The sequence below is a fragment of the Aeromicrobium sp. CF3.5 genome, assembly GCF_051262695.1.
In the GTDB taxonomy this organism is placed as follows: Bacteria; Actinomycetota; Actinomycetes; order Propionibacteriales; family Nocardioidaceae; genus Aeromicrobium.
The window spans coordinates 360,912-386,809 of sequence record NZ_JBIMEZ010000003.1 but is presented as its reverse complement, the minus strand read 5'-3'; the positions used below and the strand labels follow the sequence as shown (position 1 = coordinate 386,809).

Sequence of the window (25,898 nt, the reverse complement as noted above, 5' to 3'; positions counted from 1 at the left end):
CTAGACCTGGAGGCAATCATGACGCAGGACCTGTACGTGCTCGGCGGCGCCCAGACCGACTTCGCCCGCAACTGGGCCTCGGAGGGTCTCGGCCTGATCGACATGTTCCGCGAGGTGCTTCCTCCCACGTTCGCCGATGCCCAGGTCGATCCGTCGGAGATCGAGGTCGTGCACGTCGGCAACCTGGCCGGCGAGCTCTTCGCCGGCCAGGCCCAGCTCGGTGGCATGGTCGCCGCGGCCGAGCCGGCCCTGGTCGGTCGCCCGTCCACCCGGCACGAAGCCGCCTGCGCCTCAGGCAGCACCGCACTGGTCGCCGCCGGCGCGGACATCGCCTCCGGTCGCTACGACGTGGCGCTGGTCGTCGGCGTCGAGCTGATGCGCAACGTGTCGGCCAAGCAGGCCGCCGACCACCTCGGCGCCGCCGCCTGGGCCGGTCGCGAGGCGCTCGACGCCGAGTACGCGTGGCCCGCCCTGTTCGCCGACATCGCCGAGGAGTACGACGCGCGGTACGGCCTCGACCACGCCGTCCTCGGGCGATTCGCCGAGATCGCCTTCTCCAACGGCGCCGGCAACCCGCTCGGCCAGACCCGCGACTGGTCGTTCGCCGAGGGCGCCTTCTCCACGGACGACACGGCCAACCCGCCGGTCGAGGGACAGCTGCGCAAGACCGACTGCGGACGTATCACCGACGGCGCAGCCGCCGTGGTCGTCGCCGGCCCGACGTACGCCGCCGAGTGGGCAGCCGCCCGAGGACTCGAGCTGGACCAGCTGGCCCGCATCACAGGCTTCGGGCATCGCACCGACACGCTGCTGCTGGCCGACAAGCTGGCCGCGTCGCGCGACACCGAGCACCTCTTCCCCCACCTGAGGGGCACCGTCTCCGATGCGCTGGGCCGCGCCGACGTCGCCAGCATCGAGGACGTCGACGTCGTCGAGATGCACGACTGCTTCAGCATCACCGGACTCGTGACGCTCGAGCACCTCGGCCTCGTGGCCGGCGGCAAGGGCGGCGAGGCGGTGCTCGACGGCACCATCGAGCCGGGAGGTCGGTTGCCGGTCAACCCCGGCGGCGGCCTGCTGTCCGGGGGCCACCCCGTCGGCGCCACCGGCGTGCGCATGGTGCTCGACGCGACGCGCCAGGTCACAGGGACTGCGGGCCCTCTCCAGGTCGACGGCGCCCGCCGCGTCCTGACGGTCAACGTCGGCGGCTCCTTCACCACTGCCGTGTCCTTCGTCGTCGAGTCGGGCCCCGACCGCTCCTGACGAACCGCCCCGCTTCCCGGCGAGCATCGTCACCGTCCGGTGAACACCGCGGGGCGCTTGTCCAGGAATGCCGCAACGCCTTCGCGATGGTCGTCGGACAGCTGGCATTCGGTCATCGCCGCGACGTGGTCGACGAGGTGCTCGTCGCGCGACTTCGCCGACGAGGCGTTGATCAGTCGCTTGGCGTGAGCCACGGCGAACGGAGAGCCGCTCGACACGCTCGCCGCCAGCGAGCGGGCAGCGACCAACAGGTCATCGGGCTCGACGACGTCGAGCACGAACCCGATCTCCCGCGCCTGTTCGGCGTCGATGAAGTCGCCGGAGTACACCAGTCGTTTCGCCATCTGCAGGCCCACCAGCTGCGGCAGCAACCACGTACCGGCACCCGTGTCGGGGATCAGCCCGCGCTGCACGAAGATCCACGAGAACCGGGCGCCGGTCGACGCGATCCGAAAGTCACACTGCGTGGCCAGCTCGACCCCGAGACCCGCGGCCGGTCCGTCGATCGCGGCGATGACCGGCTTGGGGCAGTCGTGCAGGAACCAGTGCTGGCCGTCGGTGTGCTGGCTGCGGTCCTGGGCGTTGGTGCCCGGTTCCACGTCGTGCAGCTCGGTCAGGTCGGTGCCGGCACAGAACTGTCCTGGCACGCCGGTGAGCACGATCGCCGCGACCGCCGGATCATCGGCGGCTGCCAGCACGTGCTCTCGGATCGCCGCCAGCATCGCGTAGCTGAGGGCGTTGCGCTTCTGCGGCCGATCGATGGTGATCACGGCCAGCCCATCGGTCACGTCACAGCCGATGAACTCGCTCATGCGACGAACCGGAAGTCGACCCCGCCAAGACGCACCGAGTCACCGACCCGCGCAGGATCCGCGGCCGCGACGTCCACGGCGACCAGCCCGGTCGACTCCACGGAGGAGCGAACGAACCGCACGATGGTGTCCTGCAGCGGCAGCGTCGTGGGATCGGCCAGCGGGACGTCGAGCACCTGGGACCAGGTGCGGGCCATCGCCTCGGGATCGGGAACGGCGAGGTCGGCCCCCACGATGTCGCGCGCGACCTCCGTGCACGACGCGTCGAAGATCCGCGGCGCGAAGTGCCAGCTGTCCTGCGGCTCGACCTGGTCGAGCTCGGCGAGAGTGCCGAGCGCCTTGGGGTGCCACTGCGAGATGCGGTTGCCCTCGAAGTCCTGGGCGAACAGCGGAGCGATCTCCAGTGCGGCAGCCCGGTCGGTGGCCGCCTGCAGGTCCGCGACCTGCACCACGAGCATGTAGCCGAGCGCACCCTTGCGATCGACGAGTCGACCCGGGCCGGAATCGGCGGCCAGCGGGGCGCACAGCTCGAGGAACGTGTCGCCGAACGAGCAGACCTCGTGCTCGAACCCGAGCTCTGCCATCGACTCGGGGTCGCGGGTGCCGGAGGTGAAGCCGAAGGCCTCGCGGGTCTCGGCCAGCGCCTGCTCGAGGTCGGGCACCAGCAGGACGACTTGGCGGATGCAGGGAACGGCGGTCATGAGATCTCCTGGGGGACGGGGACGGGGGCGAGGCGCGTGCGCAGCTCGCGCTTGAGGATCTTGCCGATCGGGTTGCGCGGTAGCGCGTCCACGAGCTCGAGCCGCTCGGGCCACTTGAACTTCGCGACCCCCGCGGCCGACAGCCGATCGATCACGCCCTCCAGGGTCGGCGGAGCAGCCGGGTCGCGGGCCACCACGAACAGGCACACCCGCTCTCCGAGCCGGTCGTCGGGCATGGCCACGGCGGCCACCTCGCTGACGAGGGCGTCGGCGATGACCAGTCCCTCCAGCTCGGCGGCCGAGATCTTGAAGCCGCCGCGGATGATGAGGTCCTTGGCCCGGTCGACGTGCGTCAGGAAGTCGGGGTTGTCGGTGCCGATCTCGAAGACGTCACCCGTGCAGAACCAGCCGTCGTCGTCGAAGCCGTGCCGACCGCGGTTCCAGTACCCGGCGAAGATGGTGGGTCCCTTGAGCCTCAGCTCGCCGGGGCGACCGGGCTCGGTGATCTCGCTGCCGTCGGCCAGGTCGACGAGTCGCGCCTGCATGACGTGCGCGACATCGGTCCGGTACTGCATGCCGGGAACTCCGTACCGCGGGAAGAACCGACCCCGGTCGTTCGGCTCGGGTACCGTCTCGGGATCACCGAACAGCACGCCTCCCTCGTTGGAGCCGAACAGGTTGAGCACCTCGATGCCGTGGTCGCGCTCCCAACGGCTGATCATCCAGCCCGACAGCGGGGCGGACCCCGAGCCCACGGCGCGCAAGCTCGACAGGTCCCGGCGCGTGAACGTGGATTCGTCGGCCACGAGGGTGTCGAGCACCATCGGCGGCGCGCACGTGTAGGTGACCCGCTCGTCCTCGACCTGACCGATGAAGACGTCGAGATCGAACGGCTGGTGCTGGGCCAGGGTGGTGCCGAGGGTCAGCCAGGGCAGGAACATGCCGGCGAGGCCGCCGCCGTTGACCATGGGGAACGGGTTGAGCAGCACGTCGTCGCTGGTCAGCCGAGGGGCCTGGGCACAGGCCCGCGACAGCACTTCCCAGTCGCCGTAGGCGCGCGGCACCCCCTTGGGCACGCCCTCGGTCCCCGATGTCCAGACCAGCGTCACGCAGTCGTTCGCGTCGCGGACGAGGTCCTCGAGGTAGGCGGTCAGCTCGGCGGAGTCGGTGTCGGCGGCGGCCAGTGCCTCGTCGATCGCCTCCACTCCCGGTGACGACCCCGGGCCGATCGCGAGCACGCTGCGCAGGGAGTGGACATCCGCGGTCAGCGCCGCGACGTCGGCGGCCATGTCGCGCCCCATCGCCCGGTGGGCGGTGACGAAGACCTGGAGCGCGGCGGCCGCGCCCATCCCGGCGAGCTCGTGGCGCCGGTACTGGACAGGGAACGGCGTGACGATCGCACCCAGGCGGGCGACCGCCAGCAGCGCCACCGGCAGCTCCACGCAGTTGGGCAGCTGCACGCCGACCACGACATCGCGCCGCACCCCGTGCGCGAACAGCACGCGTGAGAGTCGGTCGACCTGGTCGCCCACCTCGGCCCACGTCCAGCGCCGCGGCTCACCGTCCAGGAAGGTCGAACGGTTGGGCGGGTCGAGCAAGGACGCGTGATCCGGGCGGCCCTCTCGGTGCTCGTCCAGCAGATCGGTCCAGGTGCGGCCACTCCACCAGCCGTCACGGCGGAACCGCGCAGCCTCGACCTCGGGAAACAGGCGCATGTGCAGGAGACCTCCATGAGTGCTCAGGTGTTCGCTCAGGCTAGGCGAGTACCAGCGAAACTACTAGAGCGACAGTCACCATTGACCCAGTAAATGGCCGTATGCGTTGAATTCTTACTCCTCCATCATCAACACTACTAAATAGCAAGTCACTGTAGTAGGGTGCTGTCGAATTGGCCCGGACGGCGGCCACGAGGGTCGGGCGGTGCACGCACATGGGTGAGGACGACCCGGTCCTGGTCCGCCGCGAGGGCGGCGTCACCGTCATCACGCTCAACCGGCCCGAGCGCAAGAACGCCTGGACCGTGGGCATGCAGGCGGCGTACTACGCGTCCATCGAGGACGCCGCGGGCGATCCGGAGGTCCGGGCCATCGTGCTGACCGGTGCCGGTGGTGCGTTCTGCCCCGGCGCCGACACCGCGGCACTCACCACGTACACCGAGACCGGCACCACCAATCCGCTCGCGGACGACATCGAGCAGCCGGAGTGGTTCCCGAGCCTGGTGCCCAAGCCGATGATCGCGGCCATCGACGGGCCCTGCGCCGGCATCGGCCTGGTGCAGGCGTTGATGTGCGACATCCGCGTCGCCGCCCCCGGCGCCCGACTCTCCACAGCATTCGCGCGTCGCGGACTGCCGGCCATGCACGGCGGCGAGTGGCTGCTGGACCGGATCGCCGGGGCCGCCACGGCACACGAGCTGCTGCTCACCGGCCGCACCTTCGACGGCGTCGAGGCGTTGCGTCTGGGGGTCGTGACCGAGTGCGCGGACGCGCCGCTTGATCGCGCCCTCGAGATCGCCACCGACATCGCGACCCGGTGCTCCCCCACCTCGATGGCCCTCATCAAGCACCAGCTGTGGACCACCCGCGAACGCTCCTTCGCCCAGTCGGTCGAGGCCGTCGACGAGGTGATCGACGACTTCCTGTCCGCACCCGATCTCGCCGAGGGCGTCTCCAGCTTCATGGAGCGCCGCGCTCCCCAGTTCACCGGGCTCGCCGCTCGCGTTCCCACCACCAGAGAGCAGCCATGACCACACCCACCGTCCCCTCCCAGCTGCGCCTGCCCGTCGTGGCGGCCCCGATGTTCCTGATCTCCGGACCCGACCTGGTGATCGCCGCGTGCACCTCCGGCGTCATCGGCGCCTTCCCGGCCCCCAACTGCCGCACGGCCGACGAGCTGGACACCTGGATGGGCACCATCACCGACCGACTCGCCTCGACTCGCGCCGAGGACCCCTCGGCCGTGGTCGCGCCGTGGGCCGTCAACCTGGTCACCCACAGCACCAACACCCGCCTGGCCGACGACCTCGAGATCGTCGCGCAGCACCAGCCGCCGATCGTGATCACCGCGCTCGGCTCGCCCGCGCCGGTCATGGAGGTGGTCAAGGGCTACGGCGGCATCGTGATCGCCGACGTGGTGAACCTCAAGCTGGCCCGCAAGGCGGCTGCGCTCGGCGTCGACGGCCTGGCGTGCGTGTCCACCGGAGCCGGCGGCCACACCGGACACCTGTCCCCATTCGCCTTCGTGTCGGCGGTGCGCGAGTTCTTCGACGGCATCATCACGATCGGCGGTGGCATCAGCGACGGCTACGGCGTGGCCGGTGCCATCGCGGCGGGCGCCGACCTCGTCTACATGGGCACGCGGTTCCTGCCGACCACCGAGAGCCTCGCCCCCGAGGCCTACAAGCAGATGGTGGTCGACCAGGGCACCGAGGACCTGATCGTCAGCTCAGGCGTCACCGGCACCGACGCGTCGTGGTTGCGCCCCAGCCTGATCGCCAACGGCATGGATCCTGACGAGCTGGCCGCGCCCGCCGCGCGCAACTACGACTCGACCGGCGGAGGCAACAAGCGCTGGAAGGACATCTGGGCGGCCGGCCAGGGCCTGCAGACCATTCACGCGATCGAACCAGTCGCCGACGTGGTCGACCGCCTCGACACCGAGTACCGGACTGCGGCCCGGCGGTTCGCCGGCCTGACGATGTCGGCAGTGTGAGCGCCATGGCCTACGACTACGAGTTCCTCGTCTGCACCGTTTCCGACCACATCGCGACGGTCGAGCTGAACCGGCCCGAGCAGATGAACGCGATCACCACCGAGATGGTGCACGAGCTGATCGACGTCTTCACCGCCACCGACGCCGATCCCGACGTGCGGGTGGTCGTGGTGACCGGCCGCGGTCGCGCCTACTGCGCCGGCGCCGACGTCTCCGGAGGTTCCAACGCCCTCGACGCGCAGGACCGGGGCTGGGGCGACGACGTCGAGGACTATCGCGACACCGGCGGACTCATCGCACTGGCCGCCTACCGCTCCACCAAGCCGATCATCGGCGCGGTCAACGGCGTGGCCGCCGGCCTGGGCGCGACCATGCTGCTGCCCATGGACATGGTCCTGGCCTCGGAGTCCGCCCGCTTCGGGTTCGTGTTCGCCAAGCGCGGCATCGTGCCCGAGGCGTGCTCCACCTGGTTCCTGCCGCGCAAGGTCGGTATCAGCACGGCGGCCGAGTGGATGTACACCGGCCGCATGGTGTCCGCGGTCGAGGCGAAGGAAGCCGGTCTCGTGCGCAGCGTCCACGCCCCCGACGACTTGTTGCCGGCCGCCTACGCGCTGGCTCGCGAGATCGCCGAGAACACCTCGCCGGTCGCCGTGGGCATGATCCGCCAGATGCTGTGGCAGTTCGGCGCGTCGACCCACCCCATGGACGCCCATCGCGTCGACTCGCGCCTCAACTTCGAGCTGGGCAGCAGCCCCGACGTCGTCGAGGGCATCACGTCGTTCCTCGAGAAGCGCGCGCCACAATTTCCCGGCCGCCTCCCCGACGACGCGCCCCCGTCCTACCCCTGGTCCACCGAACCCGACTTCTGAGCGGCGCGCCCCCGTGGAGGGCGGTGACTTAGCGGTCTATCGCGCGGTTGGGCGGCGAGTCTGCGTCGCATCAAGCACTCTGATGGCTCGCAGGCTCACCGCCGCCGGGCGGGCAAGACGCTCAGTGCCCGAAGTCGGCGTCTGGAGTGACGCCCATGCCCGCGAGGAGGGTGGGCCGGTCGTAGTACTCGAGCCACTCGGTGACCTTGCCGCCGTCCATGCGCAAGATACCGACGACCGGCACCTCGCCGTGGTGGCCGTCGAAGTCGAAGTCGTCGACGCGTTCGGCGAACACGCGACCGTCGATGACGCCCAGCGCCTTGACGTGCAACGTGAGGCGCTCGGCCTTCGATCCCAGGATCGCCATCCGCTCGGCGATCGCGTCGCGTCCGACCACCGGCTCCTGCATGACGCTGTGCAGCACGCCGTCGTCGGCGAACATCTCCACGACCCTGTCCCAGTCGAGCGCGTCCCAGGCCGCGAACATCTCGTGGGCGAGGTCCAGCTTCTCCGTGTCGGTCATGCTCATGCGTTCTGTCCTTCTGTCGGGGCGAGCCGCAACTCGCGCTTGAGGATCTTGCCGACTGGATTGCGCGGCATCTCGTCACGCACCTCCAGCCGTTCGGGCAGCTTGAACGAGGCGATCTTCTTGGCGCGCAGGAACTCGACCAGCTCCTCGAGCGTCAGCGTCGCACCGGGGGCCAGCGTCACGACCGCGGCGATGCGCTCCCCGAGCATCTCGTCGGGATCACCGATGACGGCCACGTCGACGACATCGGGATGGTCGCCGACCAGGCCCTCGAGCTCGACCGGGGCGATGTTCATGCCGCCACGGATGATCAGGTCCTTGGCACGGTCGAGGTAGTGCAGGAACTGGTTCTGATCGCCCGCGATCTCGAACAGGTCGCCGGTCTTGAGGTACCCCTGTTCGTCGAACGGGCTGGGCCGCTGCTCGCCGTTGAGATAGCCCGCGAACACCGACGGCCCGGCGATCCGCAGCTCGCCGCTGCGACCGGCCTCGGTGATGTCCTCGCCGGTGATCACGTCGACCAGACGCACCTTCATCCATTCGGAGATCCGGCCCGACCACGTGACGCCGGGCGTGCCGTAGCGAGGAAAGAACTGAGCGCGCTCGTCGGGATCGGGGAAGTCCTCGGGGCTCGACAGAAGACCGATGCCCTCGTTGGATCCGAAGAAGTTGATGACCCCGATACCGAACTTCTCCTGCCAGCCGCGCACCATCACCGGCTGCAGCGGCACCGAGCCGGAGCCGAGCCGGGTGAGGCTGGTCAGGTCGGTCATGGCCAGCAGATCCTCGTTGTGCAGCAGCGTCCACAGCAGCGCAGGCGGCGCGACGGTGTAGGTGACCTTCTCCTCGGCGATCTGGCGCAGGAAGGTCGGCAGGTCGAACGGGTGGTGCTGCACCAGCACGGCGCCGGAGCGCAGCCACGGCAGGAACATGCCGTTGATGCCGGCCATGTTGACCATGGGGAACGGGTTGAGCAGCACGTCGTCGGCGGTGATGTCGGGCAGCTCGACGGTGGCCCAGCTGACCGCGATCCAGTCGTAGTGGCAGCGCGGCACACCCTTGGGCTCGCTCTCGGTGCCCGACGTCCAGCAGATGGTGAGGCAGTCGTTGGGGTCGTTGGGGTCGGCGGCCATCTGGGCGGCGACGCGCTCGCGCTGCTCGGTCGACGCCGCGGTCGGCGCCAGGTGCAGCACGCCGCCGGGCATGCCGCCCGCGACCTCCTCGTCGGGCCCGAACGCGATGACGTGCTGCAGCGACGGCATCTGCTCGCGGGCCTCGGCCACCTCGGCCACCGGCGAGCGACCGCCGAACCGCGGCACCGTGACGAACGCTGCGAACTCGGCCTGGTTGGCCATGCCGACGATCTCGCGCTCGCGGTACTGCATGGGCAGCGGCGAGATGACGATGCCGACCATCCAGGCGGCGACGTACACCTCGACCAGCTCGATGGTGTTGGGGATCTGCACGCCGAGCACGTCGCCGCGGCGCAGGCCGAGGTCGAGCAGGCGATCCGCCAGCGCGATCGACTCGGCGTCGACGTCGTTCCACGTCAGCCGGCGCGGGGCCGTGCCGGTCAGCGCCTCGCGGTTGGCCGGATCGACGACGGCGAGCTCGTCACCGCGGGTCGCGACCTGGTGGGCGAACAGCTGGTCGACGGTCTCGTCGGTCCACCAGCCCTTCGACGTGTAGTCGGCGACCTTGTCGGCCGGATGCAGTCCTCGTGCCATTGCCATGTGCGCTCCACTTCGTGACACTTCAGTTAACAGTGTGATACACATTACTACAGTAAACAGAGCGAGTCGTCAACGCTCGCACGCCAGCGCATCACGACAGGAGCACAGCCATGAGTCAGCTGAAGGGGGCCCGCGTCGAGGGGTCCGTCGTCGTCGTCACGGGCGCCAATCGCGGCATCGGGCTGGGCTTCGTGCGCGAGGCGCTGAGCCGCGGGGCCACCAAGGTCTATGCCGGCGTGCGCGACGTCGCCGACGTCACCGACGAGCTGCGCGAGACCGGTGCCGAGATCGTGCAGCTCGAGGTCACCAGCGCCGAGGACATCGCCGCGGCTGCCGCGCGCTGCACCGACGCCACCGTGCTGATCAACAACGCCGGCCTGCACGCCAACGACCGCCTGGTGAAGTGCGACGACCCCGACGCGGCCCGCCGCGAGATGGAGGTCAACTACTTCGCCCCGCTGGCCACCACCCGCGCCTTCGCCCCGGTCATCGCCGGTAACGGGGGCGGCAGCATCGTCAACGTGCTGTCGGTCGCGGCGATCGCACCCACCGCCTTCATGGGTGGCTACTCCCCCAGCAAGGCCGCCGCCCTCTACCTCGGCGGCATCACCCGCGCCGAACTCGGCCCCGACCACATCACCTGCACGTCGCTGATCGTCGGCTCGGTCGACACCCGCATGGCCGAGCACGTCGACGGCAAGAAGGAGGACCCCCGCGACATCGCGAAAGCAGGCCTGCGCGCCATGGAGCGCGGCGAGTGGACCTGCGACACCGACCGCATGGCGTTCGAGTCGCGGGCGCGGATGGCCCTCGACCCGGTCCGCTACGAGACCGGCCTCGGCAAGCTGCTGTTCCTGTCCGACCTGACCACCAAGGCATGAGCGCCCCCATCCGGGTCGCCCAGTGGGCGACCGGCGCGGTGGGCAAGACCATCCTGCGCGGCGTCATCGACCGTCCCGGCCTCGAGCTGGTGGGCCTGTACGTCTACGGCGACAAGAAGGTGGGCCGCGACGCCGGCGACATCGCCCGCCGCGACACCACCGGCGTCATCGCCACCCGCGATCTCGACGACCTGATCGCCACCAGGCCGCAGGTCGTCATGCACGCGCCGCGCCTGCAGGTGCCGTACGAGAAGCACGACCAGGACCTCCTCACCCTGCTGCGCGCCGGCATCAACGTCATCACCACGGCCGGTCAGCACTTCCCCCGCGCCCACGGCTCCGAGCGTGAGCAGATGTTCCTCGATGCCTGCCACGAGGGCAACAGCACGCTGTTCGGAATCGGCGTGAGCCCCGGCATCATCGGCGAGCGACTCGCCCTGGGCCTCACCGGCGCCAGCATGGAGCTGGACTCCATCACGATCGACGAGGTCCTCGACGCCCGCAAGATGCCCGACCCCGACTTCGCCTTCACCGTGATGGGCATGGGCTCCGATCCGGCCGAGCTGGACGGCTCGGGCCCGCTCCCCACGCTCTACGCGTCGCTGTACCTGGAGACCATCGCGTTCATGTGCGAGCGCATGGGCGTGACGTACGACGAGGTCAAGCCCGACCACGTGGTGCGTCCGGCCACCCGCGACCTCGAGGTCGCCGCCGGCCACATCGCCGAGGGCACGGTCGCCAGCACCGAGTGGCGCTGGCACGCGATGGTGGACGGCAAGCCGTTCCTCACCCTCGCCATCATCTGGACCATGGAGCCCGACCGGCCCGAGTACGCGGGTCGCGACGAGTGGACCATCCACTTTCGCGGCAAGCCCGAGATGATCGTGACCCTCAACATGGTCGAGCCCAATGAGCCGGGCAGCCGCACCACAGCCGGTCAGTACGTGACCGCGGGGCCCGCGCTGCGGGCCATCGAGGCCGTGGTCGACGCACCGGCCGGAATCTTCGAACCCCCCGTCTTCGCACCCTTCAGGATGGACTCATGAGCGAGCAGGCCAATGTCAAGCAGCAGGGCCAGGTGGAGGTCCCGGTGCCGTCGACCTACACCGATCCGGACTACGCCCTGTTCCCCGACGGCACGCAGGTGCAGCGGCTCGAGGACGTGACGCGCCAACGTGCAGCGGCGACGCCCGACCTGCCGGCGATCATCCAGCCTGAGCGGGTCACGACGTTCGCCGAGCTCGACAGCCAGGCCAGCCAGGTCGGTCAAGCGCTGGTGCGCGACGGAGTGCAGCCCGGCGACCGGGTGGCCTACATCGGCGAGAACGCGCCGTCGTTCCTCGCGGTCATGTACGGCGCATCGAAGATGGGCGCGATCCCCACGGCCCTGAACTTCCGCCTCGCGGTGCCCGAGATCGAGTACATCCTGGGCAACAGCGAGCCGGCGGTCGTGGTGCTGGGGCGCGGCGAGGAACGGTTGGCCGCAGCCGCGAAGGCGATGCCGACCGTGCACACGGTGGTGACCGTCGACGAGGGCGCCGACAGCACGTCGTGGGACGAGTGGCTGGCCGGCGTCAGCGACGAGGACCCCGGCTTCGCGCGCGACACCGACGACACGGCGCTGATGTTCTACACGTCCGGCACGACCGGGCGCCCCAAGGGCATCGAGCTGACCGGCGCCAACCTCGGCAAGGCCATCGCCCCGATGCACTACGAGCTCGAGTTGGACACATCGGCGGTGGCGCTGGCGCCGGTGCCGTTCTTCCACGTGACGGGCCTTGGCCTGGCACTGGTGGCGAACGTCAACGGCGCGGCGCTGCTGCTGCGCAACCCGACGACGCCGGCCGAGCTGGCGCAGATCCTGCAGGAGGACCGCGTCACCCACGCGGTCGCGGTGCCGACGGTGATCCAGTTCCTCATCGCGACGCCCGAAGCGAAGGCCGGCGACTGGTCGGCGCTGAAGTACATGGTCTACGGCGCGGCCCCCATGCCCAAGTCGGTGCTGCGCGAGGCGACCGAGCTGATGGGCTGCAAGTTCCTGCAGAGCTACGGCCTGACCGAGTCGACCGGCGGCGTCACGATGCTGACGCCCGAGGACCACCACCCCACACCCGAGACCGAGCACCGGCTGATGTCGGTGGGCCGGCCGATGGGCGGCATCCCGGTGCGCATCGTCGACCCGGCGACGCTGGAGGACACACCGGTCGGCGAGCGCGGCGAGGTCTGGATCGGCGGCTCGCACGTGATGCGCCGCTACTGGCGCAACGAGGAGGCCAGTGCCAGCACGATCACCGACGACGGCTGGCTGCGCACCGGCGACGGCGGCTCCCTGGACGCCGACGGCTATCTGTACCTGCACGACCGCATCAAGGACATGATCGTGTCCGGCGGCGAGAACGTGTACCCCGCCGAGATCGAGAGCGTCCTCACCGAGCACCCCGCCGTCGCCCAGGCCGCCGTCATCGGTGTCCCTTCCGAAAGATGGGGCGAGTCGCCTTATGCGGTGGTCGTCAAGGCGCCTAGCGTCGAGGTCACCGAGGCCGATCTGATCGCCTACGCGCGCGAGCAAATGGCCCACTACAAGTGCCCAGTGGGAGTCGCGTTCGTTGACGCGCTGCCGCTGAACGCCAGCGGGAAGCTGCTGAAGACAGAGTTGCGCTCGCGCTTCTCTTGACTCGCGCATCCGACGTTCTAAAAGCCTCAGGACGGCTGCCAAGCGAATAGTCATCGGCCGATGGTCATCATCGCCGGCCATCTACGAGTCGTCCGCCGATCGGCGGGCGACGTGCCTGTCAGCGACTACTACTAGCCGACCCCAGCGCCGCACATCCTCGACGCCGACGTGTCGATGTATGGAATCGCCTCCGTCAAGAGCCCGTAGATCCTGAAGAACTGTCGGGAGCGCGAGTACTCAGGAGAGGTACCGTCCACCGCTGAGCCCACGTCGCAAACCGCTTGACCGCGTCGGGGAGATCCCAGAGTCTGGCAGCTAGAAGGTGCACTCAGCCGGCATTCTCAACCGGTGAAGACTCGTTGTCGCTGGCACGCCGGGACCAATTGTCCGCTCGCGCAGGTTGAGGGCTAATCACGGCGACAGGAGGTGCTTGATGTCATCGAAGAGCTGCACGTCGGAGGACTTTTCGGCCACCTGCTCCCACTCCTCAGCGTCCCCGAACTTTGGATTGCGCTTATTGGCGAAAGGTCTCATAGCGGCGATCAGGAGCGCCTCCAGGTCCTCGACCACGTCGTTGGCTCCGGCACCCTCGATACCTTCCCAAAGAGCCACCGAGTAGATGCCTCGACCATCAGGGTCACTTTCAAAGTCTGGAGAATCAAAGGAGAACCACGAGAACCTCGTCCACTTATCGCGGTGATGGTCTTTCAAGTGGTCCTTCAAACGTCCGCCAAGGCCATTTCGCCCTCGACATAGACCGGCGTAGTAGATCCCGAGATCGTCGTAGAGAACATAGACGCCTCGTGCTGCGCCGAAGTCGACGACATTCATGGTCTTCCGCGACTTCCCTCGTTTGCCCAGCAGTGAGGCCTTCGACCAATCAACCTTGTCGGCATCCCAGAAACGCCCGTAGGCACCAATCAGCATCCTTGAACGCTACGTCGAATGATGTGACGCCAACAACGTCTCGACCGTGATTGTGACTTGCCCGGTGTGCACCGCTAGGTCGGCGACCGATATCGATGGCAGCGAGAACTTGATTCGGTGTCGATTGGCGGGCCTGCCTAGCGCGGTCGTTCGCGGTCGTATGACGCAGAAACAGTAGTTGTCCATCATGTCTTAGCTGACCGCGGAGATCTCCGCGTCCTAGGACTTCAATCCAGTCGCCGGCTGGGTCCGAGCCAGGTGAGCAGCGCGATCGAAATCTGATCTCGGGGATCTGTCCGGCCAGGTTGGAAAGCTTTCGCGACCGACAATTTCTGTCCTCGGCCCGGCAAGGCGACATCTGTGCGACCCTCCCGTGGTGGCGAGGAGCGTACACCGAGCCTCTCGCTGCCCGGCCCGACGAATATAGGAGCGACAGGGATGACCGACGACCTACAGGCGACGAGCGCCCCATCTGAGGATGCCGCCACGGACGACGCGCTTCGGTCCGAGTTCATCCGGTTGCTGATCGCGACTGAAGCCGGTAATGACCCATCCGATGGCTTGCCTGGCTCAGCCTACCCAGAGCCGATCTCACGCGCGTTCCTGCAGTTCTGGGATGATTTGACTGGGGTACCTGCAGATGTTCAGGAGTGCATCGATTCCTGGGGCCCAGTTGAAGCGGCAGGATTTGAGCGCGTGATTTTCGGCGACGATTCAGCGGCGGACTTCATAGCGATTCACCTGACACCGCGACACCTGTCCGCGTTCCTTTCATGCGGGCACCCGGCGATGAGAGCCGACTACTTTCGACTCTGTTTCATAGCCGTGCTCGGAGGGATCTACGTCGATGCAGACGACCAACTCGTCGGCGATGTGTCTGCGATTCCTCCACCGCGACCCCGGCTATGGCTGCAGCCGCTCTGCTACGACATCGCCAGCGACTCAATGCTCGATCCGTTCGAAGTCGCCCCCCTAGGACTGGACCCGGGTCGCATCTTCTACGTCAACAACAACCCGATCGTCGGTCCGGCCGCCCACCCGCTGATCGTGCTAGCGCTCAGTCGCGCGACCGACCAGGTGCTGCTGTTCCGCGATACCTCGAGTGATGTTCAGTCGCTGACCGGACCGGGTAACCTTTCGGCCTGCCTAGTCGAGCAGACACTGCACCTAAACGCACAAGCGCTCGGTCGAGACTTCGGACTGCTCCGCAACTGGGGTTCCGTAGCTCGCAGCGTGTGGCCGCTTGAATATCGCGCAGACGATCGAAACTGGCGCAACTGGGTGAAGCTCACATGAACACAATCACCTTCGCGGAGTTCAAGGACCGGTTCGCCCACCGTGTTCGAGTCCGTACGCGCCTGCTTGACCCGCAGCGACAGGTGACGACCTTCTCGGGGGAGAAAGCCGCCAGATCACTCAGCAGGATCTACGTCATCAACTTGGACCGGAAACCCGACCGTTGGCGTCGGCTTCGGCGCGAACTTGATCGCTTTTACGGCGGGGACGGCCAACGACTGACCGCCTTCGTCCGACGCATCTCGGCGGTTGACGCTCGTTACATGTCTGGTCCGCTGGACCCGGCGGTTCTGCGTCCGGCCTTCACGCTGGCGGATCAGTTGACCGTCGATCCAAACCCTCTCCTGGCGATCGACGACCAGAGTCGCGCGCACATCATCGAGATGACGAACCAAGAAGTCGCGGTCGCCCTGTCACACATCGAAGCTTGGCGACGAATGGCGACGGGTAGTGATGCTGCGGCGTTGATCCTCGAAGACGATGTCGTGATGACCCGGGGCTTCGCGCGGCGGTTACGGGCCACGTGGGACTACCTGTTCGAGTCAGAAGATGGGTTCGGGTTCGACCTGCTGTTCTTGGCTTACAAGAACGTGGACGCCTCCATGACTCAGAGGTTTAATCAACCGGTTCGCAGGACCAAGCCTGGCGTGTGGGAAGCGGCCGCGTACGTGCTTACGCGCACTGCTGCTCAGGAGTTGCTGGACCGTTTGCCGGCTTTCGGGCCCATCGACCTTTGGCTGAACCTGCAGTTCGAAACAACTAGGACCTACACGTCTGGTCGACCGCTCATCGAGCAACGAATTGATGAGCCGTCATCGAACTCGTACTCGGTCCTGCCGGTGCTCTCGCAAGTCGGAATCATCAACGATGGGAAGGCCGCACTTCCTCCGTCTCGGAAACTGCCGGGGCCTGTGATCGGAGTCGGGAAGCCAGGATCAGGACTCACTTCATTGGCAACGGCTCTCTCGATGGTTGGATACACCTGTTTGAGCGACGCCGATGCAATGCCAGCTGACGAGGTAACCGCGCTGCGACGTGGTGACCGACGAAGGATGTTCAACGCGTACGTCAACGTCGCGCCACTCGACATGGATGCAGCTTGTGTCATCGCGCAAGCAAGTCCTCGGGCGCTCTTCGTGCTGACGAGCCCCGACGCTACCGATCGACTGCCAAGCAGTCGCGTCCTCAACCTCAGGCCTGAGGTTGAGGACAAGTGGAACGCGCTGAGTGAGTTCCTCAGTATCGAGTACCCGGCGTTCAGGTATCCGACTGAAGGCGACGTCGGTCAGCGGGAGGTGTCCTTCGATGGCCACACACCTGATGACCTGCCGCCCTCCCGCGACCTCAAGTCCGATGTCTCCCCGTGGATCCTCTCTCGGGTACCGGATTCATGGTCTGGCGTAAGGGTTACACCTCGCAGCGATCCGTTAGGTCCGTCGGCATCGGTCAAGTGGAGTTTGGGCGAAGAACTCCATCCGAGCGTCTGGCGACTGCGGAACGACACTTTCCCGAGCAACCTTGCACTGTTCTCGTCAGACAACGTCGTCACAGGTGTCGACGGGCTCGATCTTACGATCCGGCGGGAGCCGGCCATCGTTCGCGATTTCACGGCCGCTGCCGTAGCCAGTCACGTCAGCTACCGCTACGGCACTTTCTCAGCTGAACTGCGACCGGCGAAGGGAGCAGGTCTTATCACCGGGCTGTTTCTGCATCGGAACGGACCACGCCAAGAGATCGACATCGAGTTCCTTGGTCGGGATACCTCGACAATGCTCGTGAATGTCTTCTACAACCCCGGTCCTGAGGGCTCCAAACTCGAGTACGGGTATCGCGGAACTCCTACTGAAATCTCCCTTGGCTTTGACGCCGCAGACGAATTCCATCTCTACGAGATCGACTGGCAGCCTGAGCGCATCCGATGGAAGGTCGATGGATTGGTGGTCTATGAGCGGCACCAGTGGTCGCCCACTCCGATTCCTGATGGGGCGCTCGAGTTTAACCTGAACGTTTGGCACTCCAGGTCGGCCGAGTTTGCCGGCAAGCTCGATCCCAGTCACCTTCCCGGACATGTGAGCGTTCGATCGATTGAGATCGTTGCTGGAAGACACTGATCGCTCCCTGAAGCGGCCGCGTAGATACGGGCCGTCTGCGCTGAACCGCCCTCCCTACGACCGAGTTCAGACGGGCAGCCGGAATGCGGTGGAATGAAGCGCTCGCAGGCCATCGAACAAACGCGCTGCGTCCAACCCGGACGGCCAGTTTCAAAGCTCCTTAACGGGTGAGGCGTGCGGTTGCCTCTGAGGTGCCCCCCGCATGAGTACCTTGGTGCCGTGGCTGAGATCGAATCGTCCCGGGCAGACCTCTTCGCCTACCGCGTAGACCAGATTTCGATCCAGAACGACGTCGTCGTCAAACCGCCGGCTAACGGTGTGACTGCGGTTGTGGGCGGGAACAACTGCGGGAAGTCAACATTCTTGCGCCAAGTCTCCTGGCTGATGACGAATCCCGAGCCCACGTACGGCTTTCCTGGGGGATTTCGTCTCATTCGCGAGGTCGAGACTGCGCATGAAGGCGCTCCGCAAGCCCTGCGTGCCTGGCTTGATTTGAATCGACCTGCTCACTTCGTGGAGGGGCGGACCACTTGGACTGGCCGAAGCTCTGGTTTGACTGACGACATGGTCTCTCAATGGCCAGCTGCTCATCAGCCGTGGGGCCAGCACTTTTCGTTGCAAGTTCAACATGAACAACACCAAGGTGTGGCCATGCGAAGTTCGGCGCTCGAAGCTCCGTCCCACCCGCTGCACGTTCTGGAGGACCATCCCGATCGCCGCGCGAAATTGAATGACGCAATGGTGAGAATTTTCGGTCAGCCAATCACCGTTGACAACACAGGAAGCAACAGAGTCTTACGGCTCGGTGCAACCCACGTCCCAGAGCCCACGCTTCTTGGAGACAAACAGGCCTACACGGAGGCCTTAAGCCTTCTGCCCCTTCTTAGTGAACAAGGGGACGGCATGCAGAGAGTCGTCAGCATGCTCATGACCCTCATGACGAGCACATACCCAGTTCTGCTTATCGACGAGCCGGAGGCCTACCTTCACCCTCCACAGGCTCGGGCAATCGGAGAGTTGATTGGCGAGACCGCAAGTGACATCGGGACACAGGTCTTTGTGGCGACTCACGACCGTAATATTCTCGCCGGTCTTCTGAGTTCTGAAACCGACCTCTCGGTCGTACGTCTGAACCGCGTGGGATCCTCGACCACGGTGCACCAGCTTGAGGTCGACGAACTCCGCGACGTTTGGAGCGATCCGGTCCTCCGATACAGCAATATCCTCGATGGCCTGTTCCACCGTGTTGTAGTACTCGCGGAAGGCGATCAGGACTGCCGTTTCTACCAGGCTTCGCTTGATGCTCTCAATGAGGTTGAGCCAAACCGGTGGCCAAGAACGTCAGATGTGCTGTTTGTGCCGTCAAACGGGAAGCAGAACCTTTTCAAGCTCGCGCGATCTCTTCAAGCTGTGGCCGTCCCGGTAGTTGTGAGCCCGGACCTCGATGTGCTCAACAATGAGGGCACTTTGCGGAAACTCGTCCTTGCGCTCGGAGCTGACTGGGAATCCCTCGCCGTCACGTACCAGATCGCAACCGCTTCTTTTAGGCAACCGCGGGACCAGGTTTCTGTGAGCACGGTTGTGGAAGCAGTCAGGGGACTGCTGGAGAAGAAGCTTTTAGAGGATCCGAAGGCACTCTGGGACAAACAGATCCAACAGGAGTTTCGAGAGTTGACGCGAGCTGCTGACAGTCCGTGGGCTCCTCTGAAGGAGTTCGGGGAGCTCGCCTTCAAAGGGCACGAGGCTGTCGCGGGTCGGAGCCTGTTGGATTCCCTCGACGCATGTCGCATCGTCACAGTTAGGGCGGGCGCGTTGGAGCAATTCGCCCCTGACTTAGGTGTCTCTAAAGGGCCGGATTGGTTGCCCGCAGCGCTTGCGTCCGGGGCTCATCGCAAACCTGCGGCCCTGAGTCACGTGAGGGGTCTAATGACGGCTGGGGCTGGCAGCAACATTTCGTGACTATTGGGGTTGTTCTTCGGTCTCGTCAGTAGAGCCGGCCGCATCCGTGTTCTCACGTGCACGCGCGAGCGACTAGGACGCTAACAATCAGTAGTGCACTGCCATGAATCTGCCGTCGCCTGCCGTCGATACGAAGACGCTACGATCGCTTGCGGTGGATTGACGCGGGCACGACGCGCGACTGCCGATCAGTCCCATGCAGCGGGAAGATTGGTACGCCAGGGGTGTCCCGGTGGCAGGCCAACTCTGGGATCTTGGGCGAGTTCCCAGAAGTCAGGGGGGAGCAGGATCGGCGCAGTACTTGCCGATCCGAGGAGAAGATCCCAACGGTCTTCGTACCGCTCGAACGCGGCAACTTCGACACGAGATCGATCAGGCCCCACGTTCCTCTTGCCAGCAGCGACTCCCGGCTCTGTGAGCCAGTCCATGTGCCGAATCCAGGCCGCGGCGGCCACGTGATCGTGTGGTACGACGAAGGACCGTGGGCGGTCTCCCGGCACCCTGCCAAGCAGGACAAGTACAAACCATTCACGGTCCGATTGAGAAGGGCTCTGTGACTTCGTCCCAAGTGGCCAACTCGAACTCAGCCCGACGTCGTTGAGAGATTTGACTTGCACCTCAATCATCGGACGGCCGCGGGCGGCTGTGTGCACGGCAAGAATGTCAGTCCGTTCGAGCCCGTCACGGGTGAGCGCGGCACCCCAGCCATGCTGCGATAGCACCGAGCACACCCAGTGCTCGCCCGAACTCTTCGTCATTTTCGTGTCGGCCATAGACAGAGTCTGCCGCAGCGGAACTCTCCGCGGGGATGTAACTCAGGCGTCGGGATGGCTGCTCATCTCGGCGACCCGGAACGCGGTGGTATGACTCAGGTCGATCCGCACTCACGCGACAGATGAGTTCGACCGGGAACCTGCTCGAACCAGGCACCATAGCCGTGAGTGTCTGCATTGCAGACAGAGACGAACGGAGAACTCGGTGTCGCCACGCGCAGTCGGAAACCATGGAGAGAACGGCGACGAGACCATCGCCCGGTTCATCGTCGAGAAGACCCTCGGCGTACGTGTCTGCTCCTACGACGACCGTCGTGGCAAGAGCCTCCCCGACGCTGTCATTCACCGCGCTGGTGGTGTTCCGCTCGAGATCGTGTCCGACCCGAACAAGGCGGAGAATCAACTCGCCAATGCGCTGGAGAAGTTCGGTCGGCGCAAGCAGTTCGTCGGCCTCCAGTACGGCTACTGGGTTTCGCTGACGTCCAAGGCAAGAGTCAATGACCTAACATGGCTCGAGAACACGTTGCGTGACCTCGAAGACCCCGCCAAGCGCGACCTGGTACCAAGCAGAACTGAGCAGTACGAGTTCATCGCGCCGTCCGACAGGTTCGCGCCCGGTGAGGTCCGGTTCACGGTCGGGTCCGGTGGAGGGCGACCCGTCGCCGACGGCCGCCGCGTCGTAGCCGCAGCCTGCGCCGTCCTCGCCCGCCCCGGGTACGCGGACGTGTCCAAGAAGCTGAAGGAGTTTGGTGGCCCCGAGCGGCATGCCGTCCTGACAGTCGACAGCGAAAACGACCCCGTCTTCGAGTGGCTCCGGAACGCAACACCCGACGGCGTTGACCAGCTCCCGCCGCCCCAGCTGGACCCCGAGATCACCCACCTCTGGATAACGCCACGGTGGCTACCCGCGCTCACCCTCCACTGGGACCCGGTAACCGGGTGGCGAGGAGCCGAATGGGAGTGGGTCCACGTCTCCGAGGTCCTCAACACGTGGAACGATCCTGAGTGCACCGAGGCTCACGAACCGTACTGACTCGATGTCAAGTCAGCGATACCCACGTCAGTGAACACCCTTTCCTCGTCCGGCTTGCGCACCAGGATCGACTGGTGACTGCCATCAGGGCCGTAAGGCCCCACCTTGAACGATTGCCCAGCAGCAGCGGCGTCGTCCGCGACCGTCGCTGCCCTTAAGTAGCCCCAAGCACCGCTTTCAGGAACCACGCGACCGTCTTTGAGTCGCTTCTCAAGGTCTCGGAGTCCCCACCTTGGGTGGTGGCTACCGTGAGCTGGAGACCTTGAGTGAACGCGACGGCGGCTGAGTCCCATCATCGGAGATCTCAAAGCAGCCCACTGAGGTTTGGGAGCGCTGGAGTTCCAAGTCGGGCAAGAATGACTTGACAGGCGATACGCATTGATTGGAGTCCCGGTGGTTAGGTCAATACCAGAGAAGACTTTTGAGCATTGGGCGAGCATGTATGTGGCGCATCGCTTCCCGCTCGGCGGCCTTTGGTGGCCAACCACGGGCGAGGACATCCGAGTTGAGGACCTGGGCACTCTGCCCGGAAAGGCCCTGCTCCTGGAGGCCAAGGTCCCAGAACTTCAAGCAGACGGTTCACATGTTGTGACCATCGATATCGCGCAGCTGCTCAAGTACGTCTCGTCAGTCGCGCCGGTGTACTACACATTCCCGGTGCCGCCATGGACTGGCGATCTGGCGTCATCTTCGTGGCTCGGCATCGAACGCCGAGCGGATCTCGCGTACAAGCGGGCGGCTCATCGTTGGTTCGGTGCTTGGACTGTGGTCTGCACGGCCAGCGCTCTCCTGTCGCACGTCGCGCCAGCCGTGGGTCAGAAGCATGCAACTCTCAAGACCGTTCCCGCGAGCCACTGGCGATGGCAAGCGTTCTGGAAGCAGTTCCGCGACTGCGGGTCGGCCACGCTTCCAAGCGTGTTCCTCCTCGACGGACCGGTGCCGGATGCGATACGCGCGCGCCTGCGTGAGCGTCTCGAGCAACTGCGCCAGGCGCGCGACGAAGAACGGCAAGGACAGCGCCGTGCGTTCACCGAGTCTCTGCGCGACCGACCGCGGTTCCTATACGTTCCGGACAGGAACTCCACAACCCCAGATCGATACGTGCTGGCCGGGGACGGAGATCTATCAGCAAGTCTCGCGAATGTAGTGAGTAGCCAACAACCCGGCAGCGCAGACTCTCAGGCGGAACCGAACCACATCTCCGTCTGCCATGTGCCCTTTACGGTGCTCGGATAGTCCAGTCGCGGTGGAATGACACGACCGTTCAGAATCTCGGGAGAATTGCCGACTCACCCTGCAACTCCCCCTATCCCGGTCAGATCTGCCGTGCGTAAGTTAGATTGCCGACCATGAAACTCCTTGTTTGGGTAAACCGAGACCCCGACGCGCCCCTCTCACCGAGCCAGTCAGACGCCGGCGTGGGCTGGGAGCATGTGGGCTCCGTCGACTCGAGCGCTGAGTCGAAGTTGGTCGAGCAGGTTCAAGCGCGGCTGGGGATCCGTTCAACACGTTCGACAGCAACTGATTTCTTCTTGTCGGGAGATCCCGCTGCAGGGTGGATTGCGACCGTAGACGAGATGGACGGCGACTTCGCGCTCGCGCTCGATCCGCTAGGGGACGGCCGCTACTTCCGGGCATCGCGACCGGCCCGAATCAGGTCCTTCGCGCGTCGCACACCGGAACCCCATCTAGGTCTTCTTGTACAGCCTCAGATGATTCCTATCCACCTGACGAAGGGACCCCGGGGGCTGTTCGATCGAGCAGTCAGCGCTACGCAGGGGGCATAAGCCGTGCTGGGTTGTGATCAGCCGGCGCGCATGAGATCGAGAAACGTGTCCGCCACGTCAGAGCCTAGGTAGCGCCAACTCTGGGGCGGCTCAACGCCTAGGAGTCGCATCCGTTCCAACGGGACCACCGTTGACGCCTGGACGACGTTCAACAGCTGTAGACCGTGTGCACGGTCGGCACCTCGGAAGTAGTCGCGGTACTCCGCTCTTGTCACCCCGGCATTTGCGGCCACCTCTGCCCAGAGACCGCTGGGGCTGAGGGTGTCGATACGTTGGAGGGTGGCGTATCCGACTGCGGCCTTGACTGGTGATGACGAGTACAGAAGGACGGGCGCACCAGGTTCGAGATCAGGTGCGGTGCGGCGGAGCTCCACAGTCTTGGTGCCAGCAAGGATCCTGTTGACGTACTTGGGCTTGATGGACAAGACCAAGCAGCGCTCGTGCATGTTAGGCCCCAGAAGCGTTTCCACACGTGCAAAGGTGGTCAACGTCCTGTGCCCTTTCGGTAGATCATCGCGAACAGCTCATCGTCGATCCGTTGCGCTGAGACTAGTACGAGCTTCGGACGTTTCGAGTGTGCCGCAGCGAGCCGCTGGACATGATCCAGGGTGACCGGCCGCGTGAAGAGTTCGGTGTCGGCGAACCGGAGCACCTGCACGAGACCGCTGCGACTTGCTGCACCGCGGACGTCGGCCGCGTTGTAAACACCGAACCTTGCGAAGCGGCGGTGCAGGTTGTTGGGTGCGCCGGTGACCGTTTCCACTAGCCGGGAGCACCCGATGATCTCTTGGGGGTTGACGCTTGCGAACCAAAGGATCCGCCCCGGAGTCATGAGTTGAGCGCCGCCGGCAGCCTTGTAATAGACGTGCTCGCGCGACAACCCAAGGAAGTCGGGGCGGGCGTCGAGGGTGACTGGGTAGCCGAGCAGATCGGAGGCGCGAGTGCCGCGAATGGGTATCAGGTAGTTCGGGATGCCCGCGCCGAGAAGCCGGACCGGCCATCGCACTCTCTCGGCTTCTGCAACGTCGGCGGTGGCGAGCGGCAGGTCCCCGCTGTCGCCTACCTCGTCCCAACTTCCACATTCAGCGACAACCTGAGCGGTCCATCCCGTGTCGTCCATGATGAAGCCGTCGGTTTCGAGCACGGCAGCAACGTCACGCGGGCAGTGGAGGTCGTCGACGCGAATCGTTGAGCAGCGGGTGTCGACCGCAACCTGCCGTAGATGGAACACCAGCAGTTTGGCGACCGTGGGGCCGAGAGTTCCTGGAGCGACTCGAAGCAAGGGTGTGCGAAGGACTGCCCCATCGACACGGGTACTCCACGCTGCGCGTGGTTGTTTGGCCGCGTCAGAGACCAGGTGACGTTCGCAGCCGCGGCCTGCGGTGGATGCCGTGGTGCGCAGCAGTTCGGTGAAAGCGCTCTTCGTTTCGCTGCCGGATCGGTCGAGGAACACCTGCATGGTGTCCCATCGCCACTGGTGTGGTTGAGGCCAGGTGGTGGTGTAACCGGTATGGCGTAACTGGTCGGGAAGGTAGTCCTGCGGCGACTCGGTGGCGTCCAGAACGCTCCGGATCTCTGATGGGTTGACCACGGCCGTGTCGTATGTGTCGTGCACGTAGTCTGCGAACTGGATCACGGCGTTCTCGTCGCGGCTGATGATCACCTCGACGTCTGCCCGAATCGACTCGGCGATGAACTGGGCGTCCGCGCGAAGACTGGAGTCTCGCTCGAGTTCTCGGTCATCGAGCGTGCTGAGAAGCTCATCTCGTATGGCGTCGGCGTCGGCGTCGGCAGTTCGCACAATCTCGTGGTGGTCCAAGGCCGTGAGGTAACGCTGCCTCAGTTGAGGGTCGGTTGTCGCGTACAACTCACCGAGTACGCATCCGCACACGACAACCTTGATCTGCTGATCAGCGACTAGCGGTGCGAGCGCCACTGAGTGTTGAGCTCCTCCTCGCCTCCTTGCGGAATGCAGGTCGCAGTAAACGTTCGCGTCGACGGCGACACGCAAGCCGTTGTTGTCTTCGAGCAGCAGTGAGAACAGATCTGCATGGCCGTGGCCCCGCCACCAAATCGTCAGTAGGTGGCCCTCTTTGCTTCGGCCGGGCACCTGGGCTCTCTGGATGAAGCCTAGGTGCGGCCACATCTTGTCGGCGGGCCAGTCAGCACGGCACTTCAACTTCATGCCGTAGCGGGCCTGGTGCGTGTCCGAGACAGCCCGGACGAGAGTGCGGGCCACGTCCTGGCCCCGGAAGTCGGCGTGCACACACACGTGGGTTACACGCACATAGTTGCCAGGTAGGTCGTACAGGCAGTAACCCGCGACGCGCTCGTCCTCGGTCACGGCAGCCAAGATGCCGCCTCGTGCGGCGGCAGCAATGAAGCCGCCCCAGGGAAGAAATCCCAGCGTCCGCTTGTACGTGTCCCCTAGCGCGATGACGTCATCGAGAACTGGGTCGTCGACACCGACAGTCTTGAGCGTCAACGTCATAGGAACTCCGGTCACGAGCAGCGTCAGACGCGAGGGACGTACAACCCGGCCTGGTCGGATGAACCGTACTGTCTCGCGGCGACAGATGTGCAGACATTGCCCCGACCCGGTGCCGGAGAAGGCAACGTTGAGCACCCGGACCGCGGCGGACCGTAAGACACCGGCCGTTAGGAACCGTCGTGTAGAGGCGTGGCCAAGGCTCCGAACCGCTCTCTCCTTAACCACGCGCGGCCCTACGGCGGCGCGTCAGTCGAGCACTCTCGCACAGCTGTCGAGTCGGTACTCGATTGGCGAGCGACGGCGATCGGATGGAGGTCAGCTGAAGATGCGGCCGCCTCTGGCTCAAAT

The 25,898-nt window shown here is 65.6% G+C and carries 20 protein-coding genes; 12 read left to right on the top strand and 8 right to left on the bottom strand.

Annotation, left to right across the window (positions count from 1 at the left end):
• Positions 1–18: 18 nt before the first annotated feature.
• Positions 19–1,263, top strand: a complete 1,245-nt coding sequence (locus ACHAA3_RS08705; RefSeq protein WP_435708591.1) for an acetyl-CoA acetyltransferase — start codon at positions 19–21, stop codon at positions 1,261–1,263.
• 29 nt (positions 1,264–1,292) lie between these two features.
• On the opposite strand, the gene ACHAA3_RS08700 is transcribed toward ACHAA3_RS08705, so the two are convergent.
• From ACHAA3_RS08700 to ACHAA3_RS08690, 3 genes are read right to left on the bottom strand one after another with little or no spacing between them, the layout of a single operon-like run.
• Positions 1,293–2,075, bottom strand: coding sequence for an enoyl-CoA hydratase/isomerase family protein (locus ACHAA3_RS08700; RefSeq protein WP_435708590.1), 783 nt, complete (start codon positions 2,073–2,075; stop codon positions 1,293–1,295).
• Positions 2,072–2,776: a VOC family protein gene (locus tag ACHAA3_RS08695; RefSeq protein ID WP_435708589.1), complete on the bottom strand. Its 705-nt coding sequence runs from the start codon at positions 2,774–2,776 to the stop codon at positions 2,072–2,074. The genes ACHAA3_RS08700 and ACHAA3_RS08695 overlap by 4 nt, the downstream gene beginning before the upstream one ends.
• On the bottom strand, positions 2,773–4,491 hold the full coding sequence (locus ACHAA3_RS08690) for a class I adenylate-forming enzyme family protein (protein WP_435708588.1): 1,719 nt from the start codon (positions 4,489–4,491) through the stop codon (positions 2,773–2,775). Before ACHAA3_RS08690 ends, ACHAA3_RS08695 begins: the two co-directional genes overlap by 4 nt.
• A 215-nt stretch (positions 4,492–4,706) precedes the next feature.
• On the opposite strand from ACHAA3_RS08690, the gene ACHAA3_RS08685 reads away from it, so the two are divergent.
• The 3 genes from ACHAA3_RS08685 to ACHAA3_RS08675 are packed head-to-tail and all read left to right on the top strand — an operon-like array spanning position 4,707 to position 7,356.
• A complete protein-coding gene (locus ACHAA3_RS08685) occupies positions 4,707–5,522 on the top strand; it encodes an enoyl-CoA hydratase-related protein (protein ID WP_435708587.1) in 816 nt (271 codons plus the stop codon).
• A complete protein-coding gene (locus ACHAA3_RS08680) occupies positions 5,519–6,487 on the top strand; it encodes an NAD(P)H-dependent flavin oxidoreductase (RefSeq protein ID WP_435708586.1) in 969 nt (322 codons plus the stop codon). The genes ACHAA3_RS08685 and ACHAA3_RS08680 overlap by 4 nt, the downstream gene beginning before the upstream one ends.
• A 5-nt stretch (positions 6,488–6,492) precedes the next feature.
• On the top strand, positions 6,493–7,356 hold the full coding sequence (locus ACHAA3_RS08675) for an enoyl-CoA hydratase-related protein (protein WP_435708639.1): 864 nt from the start codon (positions 6,493–6,495) through the stop codon (positions 7,354–7,356).
• A gap of 121 nt (positions 7,357–7,477) precedes the next feature.
• On the opposite strand, the gene ACHAA3_RS08670 is transcribed toward ACHAA3_RS08675, so the two are convergent.
• Both ACHAA3_RS08670 and ACHAA3_RS08665 read right to left on the bottom strand, forming a co-directional pair.
• Positions 7,478–7,885, bottom strand: coding sequence for a nuclear transport factor 2 family protein (locus ACHAA3_RS08670; RefSeq protein ID WP_435708585.1), 408 nt, complete (start codon positions 7,883–7,885; stop codon positions 7,478–7,480).
• Positions 7,882–9,618, bottom strand: coding sequence for an AMP-binding protein (locus ACHAA3_RS08665; protein ID WP_435708584.1), 1,737 nt, complete (start codon positions 9,616–9,618; stop codon positions 7,882–7,884). The genes ACHAA3_RS08670 and ACHAA3_RS08665 overlap by 4 nt, the downstream gene beginning before the upstream one ends.
• Positions 9,619–9,728: 110 nt before the next feature.
• Here ACHAA3_RS08665 and ACHAA3_RS08660 point away from each other — a divergent pair, with 110 nt between their 5' ends.
• Genes ACHAA3_RS08660 through ACHAA3_RS08650 form a run of 3 tightly spaced genes read left to right on the top strand, consistent with a single transcriptional unit; the run spans position 9,729 to position 13,173 of the window.
• Positions 9,729–10,499 carry an SDR family oxidoreductase gene (locus tag ACHAA3_RS08660; RefSeq protein WP_435708583.1) on the top strand — a complete coding sequence of 257 codons (771 nt, stop codon included), beginning with the start codon at positions 9,729–9,731 and terminating at the stop codon, positions 10,497–10,499.
• Positions 10,496–11,545: an NAD(P)H-dependent amine dehydrogenase family protein gene (locus ACHAA3_RS08655; RefSeq protein ID WP_435708582.1), complete on the top strand. Its 1,050-nt coding sequence runs from the start codon at positions 10,496–10,498 to the stop codon at positions 11,543–11,545. Before ACHAA3_RS08660 ends, ACHAA3_RS08655 begins: the two co-directional genes overlap by 4 nt.
• The gene (locus tag ACHAA3_RS08650) at positions 11,542–13,173 is read left to right on the top strand and encodes a long-chain-fatty-acid--CoA ligase (protein ID WP_435708581.1); all 1,632 of its coding nucleotides are present in this window, start codon (positions 11,542–11,544) and stop codon (positions 13,171–13,173) included. Before ACHAA3_RS08655 ends, ACHAA3_RS08650 begins: the two co-directional genes overlap by 4 nt.
• Before the next feature lie 411 nt (positions 13,174–13,584).
• Here ACHAA3_RS08650 and ACHAA3_RS08645 read toward each other — a convergent pair whose 3' ends face one another.
• The gene (locus ACHAA3_RS08645) at positions 13,585–14,100 is read right to left on the bottom strand and encodes a GIY-YIG nuclease family protein (RefSeq protein ID WP_435708580.1); all 516 of its coding nucleotides are present in this window, start codon (positions 14,098–14,100) and stop codon (positions 13,585–13,587) included.
• Between the two features lie 438 nt (positions 14,101–14,538).
• Between ACHAA3_RS08645 and ACHAA3_RS08640 the strand changes: the two genes are divergently transcribed.
• The 5 genes from ACHAA3_RS08640 (at position 14,539) to ACHAA3_RS08620 (ending at position 22,508) form a co-directional block, all read left to right on the top strand.
• A complete protein-coding gene (locus ACHAA3_RS08640) occupies positions 14,539–15,396 on the top strand; it encodes a glycosyltransferase family 32 protein (protein WP_435708579.1) in 858 nt (285 codons plus the stop codon).
• Entirely contained in the window at positions 15,393–17,507 is a 2,115-nt protein-coding gene (locus ACHAA3_RS08635) for a family 16 glycosylhydrolase (RefSeq protein ID WP_435708578.1), read from the top strand. Before ACHAA3_RS08640 ends, ACHAA3_RS08635 begins: the two co-directional genes overlap by 4 nt.
• A gap of 219 nt (positions 17,508–17,726) precedes the next feature.
• Positions 17,727–19,466, top strand: coding sequence for an ATP-dependent nuclease (locus ACHAA3_RS08630; RefSeq protein ID WP_435708577.1), 1,740 nt, complete (start codon positions 17,727–17,729; stop codon positions 19,464–19,466).
• Between the two features lie 1,146 nt (positions 19,467–20,612).
• Positions 20,613–21,272: a hypothetical protein gene (locus ACHAA3_RS08625; protein ID WP_435708576.1), complete on the top strand. Its 660-nt coding sequence runs from the start codon at positions 20,613–20,615 to the stop codon at positions 21,270–21,272.
• A 438-nt stretch (positions 21,273–21,710) separates the two neighbouring features.
• A complete protein-coding gene (locus tag ACHAA3_RS08620) occupies positions 21,711–22,508 on the top strand; it encodes a hypothetical protein (RefSeq protein ID WP_435708575.1) in 798 nt (265 codons plus the stop codon).
• Positions 22,509–23,076: 568 nt separating this feature from the next.
• On the opposite strand, the gene ACHAA3_RS08615 is transcribed toward ACHAA3_RS08620, so the two are convergent.
• Positions 23,077–23,529, bottom strand: coding sequence for an ASCH domain-containing protein (locus tag ACHAA3_RS08615; protein WP_435708574.1), 453 nt, complete (start codon positions 23,527–23,529; stop codon positions 23,077–23,079).
• Between the two features lie 14 nt (positions 23,530–23,543).
• Positions 23,544–25,550: a GNAT family N-acetyltransferase gene (locus tag ACHAA3_RS08610; protein WP_435708573.1), complete on the bottom strand. Its 2,007-nt coding sequence runs from the start codon at positions 25,548–25,550 to the stop codon at positions 23,544–23,546.
• Between the last annotated feature and the right edge of the window lie 348 nt (positions 25,551–25,898).

Excerpts from the sequence above, each read along its gene's own strand:
- ACHAA3_RS08660 (WP_435708583.1), top strand. The coding sequence starts at position 9,729 with ATGAGTCAGCTGAAGGGGGCCCGCGTCGAGGGGTCCGTCGTCGTCGTC.
- ACHAA3_RS08680 (WP_435708586.1), top strand. The coding sequence starts at position 5,519 with ATGACCACACCCACCGTCCCCTCCCAGCTGCGCCTGCCCGTCGTGGCG.
- ACHAA3_RS08690 (WP_435708588.1), bottom strand. The coding sequence starts at position 4,491 with ATGCGCCTGTTTCCCGAGGTCGAGGCTGCGCGGTTCCGCCGTGACGGC.
- ACHAA3_RS08700 (WP_435708590.1), bottom strand. The coding sequence starts at position 2,075 with ATGAGCGAGTTCATCGGCTGTGACGTGACCGATGGGCTGGCCGTGATC.
- ACHAA3_RS08635 (WP_435708578.1), top strand. The coding sequence starts at position 15,393 with ATGAACACAATCACCTTCGCGGAGTTCAAGGACCGGTTCGCCCACCGT.
- ACHAA3_RS08620 (WP_435708575.1), top strand. The coding sequence starts at position 21,711 with ATGTATGTGGCGCATCGCTTCCCGCTCGGCGGCCTTTGGTGGCCAACC.
- ACHAA3_RS08695 (WP_435708589.1), bottom strand. The coding sequence starts at position 2,776 with ATGACCGCCGTTCCCTGCATCCGCCAAGTCGTCCTGCTGGTGCCCGAC.
- ACHAA3_RS08645 (WP_435708580.1), bottom strand. The coding sequence starts at position 14,100 with ATGCTGATTGGTGCCTACGGGCGTTTCTGGGATGCCGACAAGGTTGAT.
- ACHAA3_RS08685 (WP_435708587.1), top strand. The coding sequence starts at position 4,707 with ATGGGTGAGGACGACCCGGTCCTGGTCCGCCGCGAGGGCGGCGTCACC.
- ACHAA3_RS08670 (WP_435708585.1), bottom strand. The coding sequence starts at position 7,885 with ATGAGCATGACCGACACGGAGAAGCTGGACCTCGCCCACGAGATGTTC.
- ACHAA3_RS08655 (WP_435708582.1), top strand. The coding sequence starts at position 10,496 with ATGAGCGCCCCCATCCGGGTCGCCCAGTGGGCGACCGGCGCGGTGGGC.
- ACHAA3_RS08650 (WP_435708581.1), top strand. The coding sequence starts at position 11,542 with ATGAGCGAGCAGGCCAATGTCAAGCAGCAGGGCCAGGTGGAGGTCCCG.
- ACHAA3_RS08665 (WP_435708584.1), bottom strand. The coding sequence starts at position 9,618 with ATGGCAATGGCACGAGGACTGCATCCGGCCGACAAGGTCGCCGACTAC.
- ACHAA3_RS08675 (WP_435708639.1), top strand. The coding sequence starts at position 6,493 with ATGGCCTACGACTACGAGTTCCTCGTCTGCACCGTTTCCGACCACATC.
- ACHAA3_RS08610 (WP_435708573.1), bottom strand. The coding sequence starts at position 25,550 with ATGACGTTGACGCTCAAGACTGTCGGTGTCGACGACCCAGTTCTCGAT.
- ACHAA3_RS08705 (WP_435708591.1), top strand. The coding sequence starts at position 19 with ATGACGCAGGACCTGTACGTGCTCGGCGGCGCCCAGACCGACTTCGCC.
- ACHAA3_RS08640 (WP_435708579.1), top strand. The coding sequence starts at position 14,539 with ATGACCGACGACCTACAGGCGACGAGCGCCCCATCTGAGGATGCCGCC.